This window comes from Rhizobium sp. YJ-22, from assembly GCF_029601685.1.
Lineage (GTDB): Bacteria > Pseudomonadota > Alphaproteobacteria > Rhizobiales > Rhizobiaceae > Metarhizobium.
This window is the reverse complement of sequence record NZ_JARRIR010000003.1, coordinates 527,261-542,298: the sequence shown is the minus strand read 5'-3', so window position 1 is coordinate 542,298 and position 15,038 is coordinate 527,261. Positions and strand designations below refer to the sequence as shown.

The 15,038-nt window shown below is 64.7% G+C and carries 10 protein-coding genes; 2 read left to right on the top strand and 8 right to left on the bottom strand.

Going from position 1 to position 15,038, the window contains the following annotated elements; all coding sequences use genetic code 11:
- Positions 1–70: 70 nt before the first annotated feature.
- Positions 71–328, top strand: coding sequence for a hypothetical protein (locus P7F60_RS10535; protein ID WP_277917686.1), 258 nt, complete (start codon positions 71–73; stop codon positions 326–328).
- 109 nt (positions 329–437) lie between these two features.
- Here the strand turns inward: P7F60_RS10535 and P7F60_RS10530 are convergent, their stop codons facing one another.
- From P7F60_RS10530 to P7F60_RS10515, 4 genes are all read right to left on the bottom strand, one after another.
- The gene (locus tag P7F60_RS10530) at positions 438–1,043 is read right to left on the bottom strand and encodes a pentapeptide repeat-containing protein (protein ID WP_277917700.1); all 606 of its coding nucleotides are present in this window, start codon (positions 1,041–1,043) and stop codon (positions 438–440) included.
- 325 nt (positions 1,044–1,368) lie between these two features.
- On the bottom strand, positions 1,369–2,724 hold the full coding sequence (locus tag P7F60_RS10525) for an IS1380-like element IS1247 family transposase (protein ID WP_006473457.1): 1,356 nt from the start codon (positions 2,722–2,724) through the stop codon (positions 1,369–1,371).
- A 268-nt stretch (positions 2,725–2,992) separates the two neighbouring features.
- Positions 2,993–5,236: a trehalase family glycosidase gene (locus tag P7F60_RS10520; RefSeq protein ID WP_277917685.1), complete on the bottom strand. Its 2,244-nt coding sequence runs from the start codon at positions 5,234–5,236 to the stop codon at positions 2,993–2,995.
- 9 nt (positions 5,237–5,245) lie between these two features.
- The gene (locus P7F60_RS10515) at positions 5,246–7,891 is read right to left on the bottom strand and encodes a carbohydrate-binding protein (protein WP_277917684.1); all 2,646 of its coding nucleotides are present in this window, start codon (positions 7,889–7,891) and stop codon (positions 5,246–5,248) included.
- A gap of 454 nt (positions 7,892–8,345) precedes the next feature.
- Between P7F60_RS10515 and P7F60_RS10510 the strand changes: the two genes are divergently transcribed.
- Positions 8,346–10,154 carry an EAL domain-containing protein gene (locus P7F60_RS10510; protein ID WP_277917683.1) on the top strand — a complete coding sequence of 603 codons (1,809 nt, stop codon included), beginning with the start codon at positions 8,346–8,348 and terminating at the stop codon, positions 10,152–10,154.
- Here the strand turns inward: P7F60_RS10510 and P7F60_RS10505 are convergent.
- The 4 genes from P7F60_RS10505 to P7F60_RS10490 all read right to left on the bottom strand — a co-directional run bounded on the left by P7F60_RS10505 (position 10,144) and on the right by P7F60_RS10490 (position 14,901).
- Entirely contained in the window at positions 10,144–11,031 is an 888-nt protein-coding gene (locus P7F60_RS10505) for a branched-chain amino acid ABC transporter permease (protein ID WP_347276864.1), read from the bottom strand. The two genes, P7F60_RS10510 and P7F60_RS10505, sit on opposite strands and share 11 nt — an antisense overlap.
- Before the next feature lie 22 nt (positions 11,032–11,053).
- Complete coding sequence (locus tag P7F60_RS10500) at positions 11,054–11,785, bottom strand: ABC transporter ATP-binding protein (RefSeq protein ID WP_277917682.1); 732 nt, start codon at positions 11,783–11,785, stop codon at positions 11,054–11,056.
- 76 nt (positions 11,786–11,861) lie between these two features.
- Entirely contained in the window at positions 11,862–13,016 is a 1,155-nt protein-coding gene (locus tag P7F60_RS10495; protein ID WP_277917681.1) for an ABC transporter substrate-binding protein, read from the bottom strand.
- Between the two features lie 19 nt (positions 13,017–13,035).
- Complete coding sequence (locus P7F60_RS10490) at positions 13,036–14,901, bottom strand: branched-chain amino acid ABC transporter ATP-binding protein/permease (RefSeq protein ID WP_277917680.1); 1,866 nt, start codon at positions 14,899–14,901, stop codon at positions 13,036–13,038.
- Positions 14,902–15,038 lie beyond the last annotated feature (137 nt).

Genomic DNA, 15,038 nt, shown 5'->3' with positions numbered 1-15,038 from the left:
CCCGGAACCGCCGCGAAATAGTTGAGGTGCACGACGTTGCTCATGTCGCGGCCCCCGGATAGGCGAGGGCGTGCGCCTGCTTGGTGGCCTCAATGGCTTCAAGGTTGGTGAGCTGAAAGCGATCGCGCAGCGCCGGGATAACAGGCCGGGTCAGCGTGGCGCGATGCTGGTGAAGCCAAAGAGCGGCTACCGTTATCCGGTTGGCCGCGGCGCCGATTTCCTCAGTCTTTTCAAATCCGCCTTTGCCGGAGTTGGACAAGGTAGCAGAATGATTTTCAAGGTTGCTCGCACAACCTCTCTGTCCGCCATTTTTCTCCCTATTGCGTAATGTTGCCGCCAAAAGCCGCGCTACACCAAGCGGCGCCTCAATGAATTGTTGCTTCTACGCTACGGCCAGCATTGCGCGGTTCGCCGTATCGCCTCTTCGAATTCCACGGTCAGAGGACCCGAAGGCCCATTTCGGCAAGGAGGGCTCCGGCCTGGTCGCGCGAGATCGTCGCTCCCTTGAACTTGCGCGCGTCATGGAGCCGGATGCCGCCGAGGTCAGCGCCGCGCAGATCCGCCCCTTCGAAGCGGGCATCGACAAGATTGGCCTCCCGGAGGCTTGATCCCGAGAAGGACGCTTCCCGAAAATCGCATCTGGCAAGGTCCGCCAGGCTGAAATCCACACGCTCGATCTTCACCTTGTGAAACGAAAAACCCGGAAGATATGCCGCAGACAGCGTGGTTTCCTTGAACAGGACCGCGTGTGCGCGCGCTCTGGTGAAATCGGCGCCGGTGAGTTTGCAGCCGACAAAGCTCGCCTGAGTGACCGTGGCGCCTCCGAACTTGCCGTTGTTGAAATCGCATTTCTCGATGGTCGCCTCGACGAGCTTCGCCGCCGTAAAATCCACGAATGCTCCCCGGCAACTGGCGAACGCGGCGTCGTCAAGCGTAGCGCCAGTGAAATTGGTGCGCTTCAGAATACAATCTTCAAAGCACCAGCCGGTCATGTCGAGGTTGGAAAGATCGACCTCGTCCAGGTCGCAATTCAGGAGACGCATCGGCTGCTTCTTGGCGGCCATAGCCGCAATCTCTGTACGGGAAAGCGCGCCACCATGGATCGTCTTCAAGGCTGCGCCCGGCGCTGAAGGTGTCGTCATGAGAACCTGCATTCCCCAAGTGGCGTGTCGTTTGAGGTGAAGATCGCCTGTATCCGAGCGCTAGACAAGGATTTTCTGCCGCAAGCGGCACCTGCGGTCGCGCAGACTGCTGGATCTGGACGGATCAGACCGCGAAGCCGCTGTTTCCTTGCCCAGGGGCGGCGTTTTTCAGCGCAGCGGACAGATCTGTCCAGCCGCTTTCGTTCAGTTTGAGCGTGGATCGCGATCATGCGCATAGCGGTGGCGCTCGCAATCGGCGGATAGCGGCGAGGATGGCGCGTACCATCGTGCCGGTGACAGCGACCTCGGCCAGCTGGAAGGTGATGGTGCGGGCGTGACGGACCACACGTGCCCCGATCTTGATCAGCTTCAGTTGCAGGCTGGTCAACGACCAGTCGGCCATGGCCTCGGGCAGCTCGATGCAGCGCAAGAAGGTGGCCAGGTTGTACGCCAGGGCGTGCAGTTGCAGCCGCACCTCATTGTCGCGGAACTTCCGGCACGACAGCCGCGTCCAGCGAAAGGCGTATTTGCCCTCTTTGATGTGCTGCTCGGCGGTGCCGCGCTGGTTGTAGAACCGCACCACCCAGTCCGGCTCCATCGGCAGGTTGGTGACGATGAAGCCGACACGCGGGAACAGTTCGCCCGGATGCCATTCGATCTTGGCGATCACCCGGCGTTCCTTGTCCCAGGACGCCGCCTGATACTCGAATTCCTCGAAGAACCGCTTGACCTTGGTCAGTGACGGCCGCCCGACAGGGCGCGTTAGCCGATGCGCGATCTTGTCCTTGAGGACCGCGTTTGCGGGCAGCCGGATGGCGTAGAAGAACCGCGCTTCTTCCAATCGCTCATAGATCGCCGGGATCGCGTAGGCAGCATCGGCCCGGAAGAACCTGCCACCAAGGTCGCGCTCCGCGTAGCGCGCAATTACGGGGTCGAGAACATCACGCCAGCCATCGGCGCTGTGGACGTTGCCATGGCGCAGGGCGCAGCGTTCCAGCATCCCGAACTGGTTGAACAGAAAGTTGGGGTGATAGCAGCTACAGTCGAAATGGCCATTCCAGGCGGACCCTTCCTGGTCGCCATGGGTCGGGCTGACCGAGCTGTCCATGTCCAGAACGATGTACTTCAGCCCGTTACGGTCATGGAACCGGTCGATCCATTGCCCGTTCAGGTCGGCCAGCGCGGCACGGTTCCCGGCCAGAGCCAGCGTCTCGGTCTCGAACCGTCCCATCTGCGATGCCGAGGCCGCTTGTGCATCGACCGCTCTGCCGCCGACAACTTGGCGCATGACCGGATCGCAGGCGAGACGGTTGGCGTCGTTGACATCCTCGTATCCGGCCAGCCGCCCAAAGACTGATTGCCGGAACAGGCCGTCGAGCCGATGGACCGTGTTCTTGCCAGAGCGAGTATCGCGCAGCGCCGCTGACGCCAAATCGGACAACCCGAGCGCGTCATCAAGCTCGCGCATCACCAGAAGGCCGCCGTCGGAACTGAGCTGCGTGCCGCGAAATTCCAGCCGCACGCGAGGGTCGAAATCCACCCGATCTGCCCGTTGCAAGCCCGCACCCTCTGGGTGATCCATGAAACGCGCCCCTCGCAGCCTTCAACACCATGTTTTATATAGGAAATATAATGGTCAGGACAGCGAAATCAGCGCCTTACTTGGGAAATGTGGGCTCATGTGCCGTTTCCCGCCGCATCACGCGGATGCCGTGGAAACCGCCGTTCCACCATCTTTCCTTACCGCCATGCGCGCAAGCCCGCTTTCCTCTCGGGTCACGTCGAATGGACTGGAAGGCATCTCATTTTTATTTGTATACAAATGATTATGAGCAGCAGTCTTTCCTTTGTCAAGCGACCGTTTCGGGGGCCGGAAGGTGCCAGATCGAAAGCCTCGCGCCGGCCACGGCGCCGGTCAGATCGAAGCGCGCGCCGTCGTCGGCAGGCAGTGCGGCCAGCGTGCGTTCGTCCAGCCGCGCCGCTATGACATGAGATGGACCGATATGGTGCAGGGCGAGGAACGCGCCATCCGCCGGGCTCCCGTCCAGCACACAGGAAAAGCGCCCCCTTTCGAACGCGATATCCGTCAATCGCCCGTGAAAATCGGTCGTCAGCACCGTCCGTTCGCCGTCGATCAGCGACAGCACGCCGTCAGCGACCTCGACGCGCACCGGCCCGAGCGGCGAAAGCACAGGCCCGGCCGAGACCGCCTGTCCGTCATTGGTCAGCGTCCAGCCCCGCCAAGGGTCGAACCCGATCGTTTCCTCAGACGCCATCAGGGGCAGCAGGCCGGCCCAGATATAGAAGGGATCGGTATCTCCCTGGTCCATCGCCTCGCCGGTCGTGGCGTTGTAGTTTTCCGCCGCGATGCGGTCCTTGCGCCATGACTGCATGAACAGATCATAGCTGGCGCGCGCAAGCGCGGCCGCCTGCGCCTCGAAGCCATATCGCTTCAGGCCCAGCCAGACCATGTAGTTGACGTTCGGCCAGATGCGTCCCCGCCAGTAGACGTTTTCCGAAAAGGCCGGATCGTCGCGCGTCGTGTTCGGCAGGACGAACGTGCCGGCAAAGGTGTCGGCGTCGGCAAGATGCTCCAGCAGCCGTTCGGCCTGCTCCTGGCTCGCCGCGCCGCATACGAGCGGATAAAAGGAGGTCGGCGACAGGGAGCGAACGAAGCCGCCGTCGCGCTGGCGGTTGGCGAAGATGCCGCGCGCCTCGTCCCAGAGTTCGGTGCGGATCAGGTCGCGGCTGCGCGCGGCAAGCGCTGCGAATTCCGCTGCCTCGGCATCGCGACCGAGCACCGCCGCCATCTTCGACAGCATTTCCGCATCCGTGGCAAGCGCGCAATTCAGGCCAAGATCGAAGGTCGACAGCGTGCGCGTGCGCGCATCGTAAACGGCCTCGTCATGGGTGGCGGAATTGTCCATGCCGGTTTCGTTGCGCGCGCCGAAAACCGTGCCCTTGTAGAGCCCGCCGCCGACATCGCTGGTGCCGCAGGAAATCAGGCCGACGCCGTCGGGATCGCGATTACGCCGCCACCAGCGCTGATTGCGCGACAGCGCCTCGTAGCTTGCCTCCAGCACCGAGCGTTCGCCCGAGCGCCGATAGCACAGCCAGGCGACGAGCGCGCCGGTCGGCGGCTGGCTGCGATCGACCCAGGCGTCGTTGGAGGTGACGATACAGGCGACGTTGCCCTGCGGCGTCGCGCCGGCCAGCGCCACCGCCAGGTTCTGGCGAGCGAGATCGATATCGAAAACGGAAGACAGCAGCCCCGCAAACGTCTGGTCATTGTACCAGACGGCGAAATCGCCGAGATTCCAGATGCGCGTCACCGCCGTATAGATGCGGTGGTTGACCGGATCCCAGATCGTGTTCCAGCCGACGATGTCGCGCACGGCGTCGAGAGCGCCTTCGAAGCGCCCGCGCTGCAATGGCGCGATATCGGCGGAACCGACGGTAAGCGCCGCCCGCGCCTTCTCGATCGCAAGCGCGGCACTGTCGGCAATCGCCAGTCCGTAGGCGCCGGAGCGCATCATCTCCATGTTGAAGCGCAAGGCGATGACGGGCGCCTGGTCGCCGCGTGTCGCGGTATAGAAATAGCCGTTCTGTTCGAAGTCGGCGCGCAATGCCTCGATGCTGTCATGCGCCGTCACCTGGATCGGCGCGTCGGCGGTCGCCACCGCCAGGAAGCGGCGGTCGATCTCGACGAGCGCGACCTGCTCGCCTTCATCGTACCGCACCGGCGCGCCGCTCTCGGCCGAAACCGCCAGCGTCAGCCAGAAGCGCGTGCCCCATTCGCCCATGGCCGAAGCCGACCAGGAACCACGCATCACGAAAGGATCGACCGCGCCGGCGCGAAACGAGATCGCGGTTCCGGCCAGTTCGGTTTCCAGCTCGATCAGGCGATTGCCGATCGCATGCCGGCCGAAACGCACGACGTCGGCGCGCGGCTCGATCAGGCTGGTTCGTCGAAGACGGCTGGAATAGAGGACCGGCGTTACCTTGAGACCGAGCGGCCGGTAGACCAGTTCTGCCGGCCGCGTCGACCAGCTGTTCCACGCACTCGACAGGGGTATGGTCGAATGTCCACGCATACGGTTTCCTCACCTCTTTCGCGGGCACAACAAGAGCAGACGCGGCGGCGCCGTCAAGCCGCTTTCGTCCGGCCACGGTTCGCCGGCGAAGGGTGTCCCGGCATAATAACGATTGGCGGCGGTGTTGCTGACCCGCAGGCGCAACATATGCTCGCCGGCGGCGAGCCGCCCGAGATCGAGCCGGAACGGCGGTCGCGCGCGCCGTCCGCAATCGCGGCCGTCGATATCGGCCTCGACGGCGACGCTGACGCCCGGAAGATCGAGATGCACATCCGCAGCCTCGGCAAGTGAAAAGCGGCAGGCATAATGGCCGGTGCCGGAAAGGGCGGCATAGCCCTGCGTCTGCCATCCCTGCCCGACCGAGATCGGACCGGGCTTTCCATCGGGTCCGGCCTGGAACGACCAGCCGTCGCCAAGCGCCCTGATCTCAACGACCTCGTCGCTTTGCACCAGATCGACATCGGGCGCGGACCCGGATCGGGGAAACGTCCTCAGGCAGACGATATCCTGCGGCGCCAGCCGCAAGCCGAGCCATCCGGCTTTGGCGATGGGCGATATCGCGCCGGTCCCGGCATCCCGGATTTCGTAGTCGCCATTGACGGCGACACGGACGGCCGCCGGCCGCTCGCTGTCGTTGAACAGGACCACGCGCCAGGCGCCGGCGCCGTCACGGCCGACAAAGCGCAGCACGACGTCGTCCGCCTCGATCGCCGGCGCTTCCGTTTCCAGCCCGGCGACGAGGCGATGCAGTTCGCCGGCATCCGGCGGCTGCGGCCACTGGCGGCAAAGACGGCGCGTCGCCTCGCCCAGCGCCGGCGCTACGGGACCGGAGAGCCAGACAGCGCCGCCAGCGGCCGCGAAGGCGGCGATCGTTGCCAATGCCGGGGCGGCGATCTGCGTGGCCGCCGGCAGGATCAGGGCACGGAAGCGAAGCCCGTTCGCCGCAAGCACGCCGCCGGAGACGGTCGCATCCGAAAGGCTGTCCTCATCGAGGATCATATGACCGGCCGACAGCGCCGCGAGCCCGGCGCACCAGGCGCCGAAATGGGCCGCATGTGCATGGCGCGGCCCTTCGACATAGGCGGTCGACAGCGGATAGAGGACGGCAACCGGCGTTTCGGGCACGGCTTCGTCGAGGAAGGCGGATAGCCGCGCAGTCTCGGCCGCGAGATCGCCATGATGGCCCCACCAGGGCTCGAAATTGATGCCGGGGGCGAAATCGAAACGCGGATTGACGAACAGACGCGGATCGTCATCCATGCCGTCGCTCTGATAGAGCGCATGCATGATCACCTGGCGCACCCCGGCCATATGCAACCGGATCGCCTGGGCGCGCAGGGTCGCCGGCGACAATTCCCACTGGCCGGCGCCACGCCGCTCCGTTCGGGTCGCGGTGGCGTAAATCTCGGCCATGGTGCGGCTGCGGCCATGGGCGCGCGCCACGGAATCGCCGAGCCTGGGCGAGAGTTGTGCGGAAAAATTGTTGACGTCGACCGCCGTCTCGTCGCGCAGGGCATCGATGCCGAAGAAATCCACCGCCGGGGCCACACGCGGATCGATGGAGGAAAAGCCGCCGTTCAGCGCGAAACCGCCAATATGCGGCAGGATCTCGTGACCGGTGAAGCGCAGGCCATGACGACGGCAGAAATCCCGCACTGGCAGGAAAAAACCCTCCGCCATCAGCCGCCCGTAGGCCTGGTAAAATCGCAGGCGAAGGGCGGCCGTCGCCGGCCCGAGTTGATGGACCAGCGCGAACAGGACGGCGGCGAACGGTTCGTCGCCCGCCGCCTCGACGGCGGCGCGCAACGGCGGCGCATAAAGCGGGCTGTTGCCGAGCGCGCCGGTTTTCTGCCTCCAGCTATAGAATTGCGGCCCCGGCTGGTCGTAGAACAGGAATGTGAGCGTCGTGCCCATATGGCCCGCCAGCGCCCGCGCGAACGGTTCGAGCCCGACTTCGACGAAGCGCGCGCCCGCCTCGGGCAGCAGATAGTTGATCAGGCGCGAGGTCCGACATCTTGCCGCGATGAACACCGTCAAACGCTCGCCCGGCGCCAGCATTCCGTCGAGCGTGAAGCGGCAACCGTCCCCTTCCGGCATCAGCCGCATATGCGCGCCGACATCACGCAGGGCAGAGGGATCGTCGCAGCATGGCGGATGGGCGAGCGCCGCCACAATCTCCCACTCGTCGAAGACCGGCCGGCCGGCCTCGTAGATCCAGCCGGCGATATCGGCGCCGATGCCGGTGGCGAAAGGCGCTTCGATGCCGCCGATCTCGCCCTCAAGACCATCGACCGTCGCCCAGAACAGGTGGCGTTCGCGAAGATGCGGCGCGCCCTCGACCGTGCGGCCGCCCGCTTGCCCGCTCGTCCAGTTATAATCGTCGTAAAGCCCGGCGACGAGGCCAAGCCGCTGCATTTCCTCGACCGCCCGGCGATAGCGCTCCAGAAAGGCCTCGCCGAGATACACATGTCGCGGGAGGGAAAGCCGCGCCTGGATGAGGATGGTGCCGTATCCCTTGTCGCGGAAGTCGCGCAACTGGCTTTCGATCTCGGCATCGTCCGGCAGGCTTGACCAGAACCAGTAGGCCGCCATTTTCATACCCGCCGGCGGTGTGCGAAAGCTTGTCTCCGCATCCGCCGCCATCTCGCCGCCCATCGACCCCTCCCCGAACGCTATCGCCAGCGCCGTCACGCGAAACCGCGTTCCGAATGCTCCCCCGTCACCTTAGCCATGAATTAATTTGTATACAAACTATTTTGCGCCAGACTTGAGACGCGGGCTTCGGCTCCCATACCGTTTTCCACACGACGGCGGCCGGGCGAGCGGCGCATGGCGCCATCGGGCAAGGAAAATTCCGTGCTTGTTGATCTTGCGCAAACAAAGGACCACGGAATGGCGTAAGGATCGGCCTGCATCTTTCGGTGTCCCGGTCTCCGCAGGCCGTTTATCCGGAAGCTGCCATACAGCATCATGCTGATATGTTTGCCGCATGTTCCGCCGCGGCTGCCCTTCGTGCCTCGACGGTGCTCGAAAGAGTATGTCTTTGCGCGCGGTGCGCTCTCCACGAACGCATGACGTATGCTTTGTATCGAGTTTATCCGTATTTCCCATGACCATTCTCACGCAAAGGGCCGCCCTGCCGGCGGACAGGAACGCGACCGACCTTTCGTGCCTGCTGGAGAGCATGGCATCGGCGCTGCATGCCGTCTCGCACTTTCGGCCGGAAGAAGATTTCATCCGCTATGCCTTGGACAGCTCCGCCATCGTGGCGGTGACCGACGTGCAAGGCACGATCACCTATGTGAACGGCAAGTTCTGCGAGATCAGCGGCTACACGCCGGCGGAGCTTATCGGTTCCAATCACCGCATGCTGCGATCCGGCCTGCATGACACGGACTTCTTCCGCGCGCTTTACCGCACGATCGCCAAGGGCGGGGTCTGGCATGGCGAGATCTGCAACCGCCGCAAGGACGGCTCGCTCTACTGGGTCGATACGACCGTCGTTCCTCATCTCAACCCACAAGGCAAGGTGGACAGCTATACCTCGATCCGCTTCGACATCACCGCCCGCAAGCAGCTCGAAGTCGACCTCAGGGCAAGCAAGCAGCGCCTCAAGCGCCTTGCCGATCTCGATCCACTGACCGGCCTGCCAAACCGGCGGCGTTTCCAGGCGCATCTCGAAATGCTGATCGCGGGGTTCGCGGCCACCGGCGAGGAATTCCACCTGGCGATGCTCGATCTCGACACGTTCAAGGAGATCAACGATTCCTTCGGCCACCACGCCGGCGACGAATTGCTGCGGACGGTGGCCGCCCGCCTGGGCGCGCTCGGCGAACATGCCTTCATATCGCGGCTGGGCGGCGACGAGTTCGGCATCGTGCTGACCGACACCCCACCGACGGCCGCCGCCGCCGGCTTCTTCGAGGCTGTGCTGAACGATATCCGTCAGCCGATTTCTCTTGGCGCAACGACGCGGCGCTGCTCGGCAAGTCTCGGCATCGCCCGTTTTCCGCGAGACGGAGATGATGCGGAGAGCCTGCTGAAGGCCGCCGATCTCGCGCTCTACCAGGCCAAGTCGCTGGGCCGCGACCGCTGCGAACTGTTCCATCCGGCGCTTCGCGATGCCGCCGAGCAGCGCTCGGAACTGTTGCGGGATATCGAAAACGGCTTGCGGCTGGATATGTTCGAGCTGCACTATCAGCCCATCGTTCCCGCCCGGGGAGACGGACCGGTCTCTCTCGAAGCGCTGATGCGCTGGCGCCATCCGCAGCGCGGCCTTCTCGCGCCGGGCGATTTCGACTACGGCTTTTCCGATCCCGGCATCCGCGCCGCGCTCGGGCTCTTCATGCTCGAGCGGGCCTTCAAGGACGTTGCGGCCTTCGCCGGCCAGGGAATGGCGCTCTGCCGCGTGGCGGTCAATCTCACCAATTCCGACTTCCGCTCCGACGTTTTCGTTGACCGCTTCCTGGAACTTTGCGCCGAAACCGGCCTGGAGCCGCAGCGCTTCTGCGTCGAGGTCACGGAAGGCATGTTCCTCGGGCTGAACCAGAAGCGCGTCCATGACGGCCTGCGCCGCTTGCACGATGCCGGCGTCGAGATCGCGCTGGACGATTTCGGCACGGGTTATGCTTCCCTCACCCATCTGCGCCACCTGCCCATCGATCGCCTGAAGATCGACCGCAGCTTCGTCGCCAACATGGCCGCCTCGCGCGAAGACCGGGCGATCATCCGTGGCGTGGTCGACATCGCCCACAACCTCGGCAAGCGGGTCACCGTCGAGGGCGTCGAAACCGCCGAGCATCTGGCGCTGCTTTCGCAGATGGACTGCGATCACTTCCAGGGCTGGTTCTTCAGCAAGGCCGTCGCCCCAGCCCGGCTGGCGCAGACCCTGCGCACGATGAGGCGCGTCAGAGCTTGACGACCGTCTTGCGCGCCAGCAGTCCCTGCGGGGCAAAAAGCAGGACGGCGATCACCAGGAGGATGGTGAAGGCATCCCGATAGCTCAGCAGGCTTTCCGGCAGGTAGGCCTGCAGGAAGACCTCGATGAAGCCCAAGAGGAAGCCGCCGGCGACCGCGCCGGACAGGCTGCCGAGCCCGCCGATGATCGCAGCTATGAAGGCCTTGAGCACCGGCAGGAAACCCATGAGCGGATCGACGCTGCCCCGCTGCGCCACCCAGAGAATGCCGGCGACGCCCGCCAGCAGGCCGGAGATGGCGAAAGCCGTGGCGACGACCGCATTGGCGCGGATGCCCATCAGGCGCACGATGGCGAAATCCTCGGAAGCGGCGCGCATCGCCCGGCCGGAGACGGTCGTGCGCAGGAAGAGATTGAGCCCGGCCAGCATCAGCACGGTGACCAGGATCGAAATCGCCTGGATGACGCCGATGTGCAGTCCGCCGATCTCGATCGTGCCGGACAGGCTCATCGGCATCGGCACGGGCTTGGGGCGCGCCGATATGAAATTCTGGAAGAGGACGCGCAGGATGGCGCTGACGGCGAAACTCGTCAACAGCAGGGTGGTGCCGCTTGCGCCGCGCACGGGCCGGAAGGCGATGCGCTCCATCAACAGCACCAGCACGACCGCAACGACGAGCGCGATGACGACAGCGATGCCGAAAGGCAGGCCGGCAAGCAGCGCGAAGCAGAGCCCGTAGCCGGCGGCCGTCATCAGTTCGCCATGGGCGAAGTTGATGAGGCCCATGATCGAGAAGACGACGGCAAGCCCGAGCGCGAGCAATGCATATGTGCCGCCGAGGCTGAGGGCGTTGACCAGTTGTTGCAGGAACATGTCCATGGATGGTTTTCCCTCTTGCCGGTCACGCGCCGAGATAGGCGCCCTGGATTTCAGTGGAATTGCGCAAATCGGCGGCGGATCCGGACAGGACGATGCGGCCGTTCGCCATGACATAGCCGGCATCGGCGATATCCAGCGAAAGCGCGACGTTCTGCTCGACCAGGAGGATCGTCAGGCCCCGCTGGCGCAGGCCGGCGATCAGCTCGAAAATCTGGTCGACGATCTGCGGCGCAAGCCCGAGCGAGGGCTCGTCGAGCAGCAGCAGGTCGGGCGAGGACATCATCGAGCGGGCGATGGCCAGCATCTGCTGCTCGCCGCCGGAGAGCGAGCCGGCCTTCTGGTACAGCCGCTCCTTCAGGATGGGAAAACGCGACAGCATGTCCTCGCGCACCGCGTCGAGCTGTCCCCTGCCCCCGTGCATGGCGCCGCCGAGGAGGAGATGCTCATCGACCGTCAGCGTCGGGAAGATGCGGCGCCCTTCTGGCGTCAGCGTCATACCCCTGCGCACGATCATCTCCGGCGGCAGGCCGGATATGTCCTTGCCGGCAAAGACGACGCGGCCGGCCTTCTTGGGGGCGAGGCCGACGAGCGCGTTCAACGTCGAACTCTTGCCCGCGCCATTGGCGCCGAGCAAGGTCACGATCTCGCCCTTGCCGACCTTGAGGTCGACGCCCTTGAGGGCCTCGACCGGTCCATAGGCGACCTTGAGGCCGTTCACCTCGAGCAAGGGGATCTGGTCGGGATTGTCACGCATCGTCGGGTTCGTCCGCCTCAGCCACATGGGGGATGAAAAAGCCTTCCGGCTGTCGCCGGGAGGCATTGCTCGAACATCAGGGGGCTGGAATATCGGCGGCCGCCGGCGTGCCCTTGCTGACCAGCGAGCGGTTTCCGCCCTCGATGCGCACCAGCGAGACCGACCGCAGGGGCATGCCCTGCGTACCGACATAGCTGATCTTGCCGGTGACGCCTTCGACGCCGTCGAGAGAGGCGATCGCATCGCGAATGGCGGTCGATTCGACGCTGTCGGCCTTGGTGACGGCGGCTTCGATGACCTTGCCGAGATCATAGCCGTTGGCGATGTAGACGGTATCCGGATCCTGGCCGTACTTCGCCTTGTATTTCGCGTTGAACGCGGCGAGCGGGCTGCCTTCGGCGGCGAAGCCGGCGGTGGTGAAGACCACGCCATCGACGAGCGGGCCGAGGCCGAAGGTGGTGGGGGAATCGATGCCGTCGCTGCCGAGGATCGGCGTGGCGACGCCCGCCCCGCGCAACTGGCGGATGAAGGCCGGGAAATCCGGCTCATAGGCCGCCGTCATGATGACGTCGGGCGCCGGGTTCATGGCCTTGATCTTGGTGACTTCGGCGGAAAAATCCTGCTGGCCCATGCTGTAGGTGCCCTCGCCGATCACCGCGCCGCCCTTGCCCTTGAAGCTGGTGGCGAAATATTCGGGCAGCTTCAGCGTATAGGCGGTGTCGGGAGACTTCAGCACGTAAGCCGTCTTGAAACCCTTTTCCGTAGCGTAATTCGCCAGAACCGCGGCCTGGACGTTGTCGGCGGGGTAGTTGCCGAACATGTAGTCGCCAACCGCCAGCGGCATGGTCGGCGTCGTGGCGCAGAAGGAGAAGGCCGGGATCTGCGCGGCCTGGGTGATCTGGCCGGCGGCGATCGAGGGATCGGCGTCGCAGGGCGTGATCAGGATCCTGATGCCCTCATCGACCAGTTCCTGCGCGACCAGCGCGGTCTGGGCGGCATCCGAACGGGTATCCTTGGCGATCAGCTTGATCGGGAACTTGCCGGCGATGCCGCCAGCGGCATTGATCTCCTCGACGGCCATTTCGAAGCCCTTCAGCGAAGGCTGGTCGTAAGGCGCAAGGCTTCCGGTCTGCGCGGTGGCGAGGCCGATGACGAGATCCTCGGCCAATGCCGGAAATGCAAGCGCGCCGAGCGCGGTGGACAGGAAAAATGCCTTCAACATCGTTTTCATTCTTATGCTCCTCTGGTGATTATGCGGGCTTGCCGGCGGCTTGCGGATCGAGGCCCGGCCGGGGCGCGGCGTTCGCAGGCGCCGCCGCCGCGCGGCGACGGCCGATATAGGCCTCGATGACAGCGGGATCGGCCTGGATTTCCGCCGGCGTGCCCATGGCGATCTGCTGGCCTTTGTTGAGCACAACGACGATGTCGCAGAGCCGCATGATGAGCTTCAGATCATGTTCGACCACGAGCAGGCCGAGGCGATGCCGGGTGCGGATGCGGTCGAGCACGGCCATCAATTCCTGCGTTTCGGCGGGGTTCATGCCGGCGGCAGGTTCGTCCAGCAGCAGATAGCGCGGCTTCAGCGCCAATGCCCGGGCGATTTCGAGACGCCGCTGGGCGCCATAGGACAGCGTTCCCGCAAGCTGGCCGGCGACCTCGCCGAGCCCGACTTCGGCAAGCGCCTCGCGGGCGATGTCGACCGGATCGCGGTCGCCGGCGACGGCGCTCGCGGCCACCGTCACGTTTTCCAGCACAGTGAGATTCCTGAAAAGGCGGATGTTCTGGAACGTGCGGGCGAGGCCGCTGACCGGCACCCGGTGGACGGGAAGCGACGCCACATCCACGCCGTCGATCATCACCCGGCCCGTCGAAGGCGGCACGACGCCCGAGACGCTGTTGATCAGCGTCGACTTGCCGGCGCCGTTGGGGCCGATCAAGCCGGTGACGAGGCCGGGACGAATCTCGAAATCCGCCCTTTCCAGCGCGACCAGCCCGGAGAAGCGCCGGCCGAGGTTTTCGACCCGCAGCGTGCCGGTTCCGGCAGGCGGGACCTGCGCCGGCTGCCGCTCATGCGGCTTTGCGGCGCCGGCCGAAAGACGTTTCAGGAACGGCACCTGCTCGTCGATCTCGCGCACGCCCAGAATGCCGTCCTGCAGGTGGTACATGACGAGCAGGATGGCAAGCCCGATGCCGATATCGGTGAGGCCGAAGACTGTCGGCAGGGCGAGGAAGCCGAGATCGACGCCGCCTTCGAGCTTGCGCAGCAGCTCCACGATCACCATGATGATCGCCGCGCCGACGACTGCGCCGGAAACGGTGGTGATGCCGCCGAGGATCAACATGGCGAGCAGCATGAAGGTCATGTTGAAATAGAAGTCCTTCGGCGAGAACGCACCGATGAAATGCGCAAACAGCACGCCGGCCGCGCCCGAAAGCAGCGCTCCCAGCACCCAGGCGAGGAAACGGTGCAGGCGCACATCGACCCCGACCGCCGTGGACGCGATCTCATCCTCGCGCGAGGCGCGCAGTTTCAGCCCGGCCGCACTGTCGCGATAGGCGCGGGCGATGGCGACGGCAAGAACCGCGAAAGGCAGCGCCACCCACAGGTTCACGGCCCGGGGAATCCCGAAAAATGTCTGGCTGCCGCGGGTGAAATCGCTCGACGCCACCAGCACGACATGGACGATGACCAGGAAGCCGAGCGTGCAGATCGAAGCCGACGAGCCGCCGAGCCTGGCGACGGGAACGCCGATGGCGACCGCCACCAGGACGACGACGACGAGCGCGACAAGAAGCGCCGGCAGGAAGGACATGCCCCAGCCCATCAGCCATTCCGGCAGGTGCGGCAGCGCCGTCTTCTGCACGAGCGGATTGATGGTCAGCAGGCCGGACGCATAGGCGCCGACCGCCATGAAGCCGACATTGCCGAAGGAGATTATGCCTGAATTGCCGCTGTAGACGCCGATGCCGAGAACGGCGACCACATTGATCAGGAACAGCGTCACCAGCCGCTCTCCCGCACCCGGAAAAAGGCCTTTCGCCACCAGGGCCGCGACCACCAGGGGGAGCGCCGTCGCGACGATCCCGACGACGGTTCCACGCCGTATGCGCACCATCAGCTATCTCCCGATTGACGGCTTCGTTTGTCGAGCCCGTTCCCGCAACAAACGTTAATCGAGAAAACGCGTATGTCAATCTTGTTTCATTTTTTATTGTCTGCTAGCAAGAATGTAACAAAATTAAAATCGCGCCA

Bases quoted from the DNA above. Each gene is read 5' to 3' on its own strand.
- P7F60_RS10530 (WP_277917700.1), bottom strand. From the start codon at position 1,043: ATGCGTCTCCTGAATTGCGACCTGGACGAGGTCGATCTTTCCAACCTC.
- P7F60_RS10525 (WP_006473457.1), bottom strand. From the start codon at position 2,724: ATGGATCACCCAGAGGGTGCGGGCTTGCAACGGGCAGATCGGGTGGAT.
- P7F60_RS10520 (WP_277917685.1), bottom strand. From the start codon at position 5,236: ATGCGTGGACATTCGACCATACCCCTGTCGAGTGCGTGGAACAGCTGG.
- P7F60_RS10515 (WP_277917684.1), bottom strand. From the start codon at position 7,891: ATGGGCGGCGAGATGGCGGCGGATGCGGAGACAAGCTTTCGCACACCG.
- P7F60_RS10510 (WP_277917683.1), top strand. From the start codon at position 8,346: ATGACCATTCTCACGCAAAGGGCCGCCCTGCCGGCGGACAGGAACGCG.
- P7F60_RS10505 (WP_347276864.1), bottom strand. From the start codon at position 11,031: ATGGACATGTTCCTGCAACAACTGGTCAACGCCCTCAGCCTCGGCGGC.
- P7F60_RS10500 (WP_277917682.1), bottom strand. From the start codon at position 11,785: ATGCGTGACAATCCCGACCAGATCCCCTTGCTCGAGGTGAACGGCCTC.
- P7F60_RS10495 (WP_277917681.1), bottom strand. From the start codon at position 13,016: ATGAAAACGATGTTGAAGGCATTTTTCCTGTCCACCGCGCTCGGCGCG.
- P7F60_RS10490 (WP_277917680.1), bottom strand. From the start codon at position 14,901: ATGGTGCGCATACGGCGTGGAACCGTCGTCGGGATCGTCGCGACGGCG.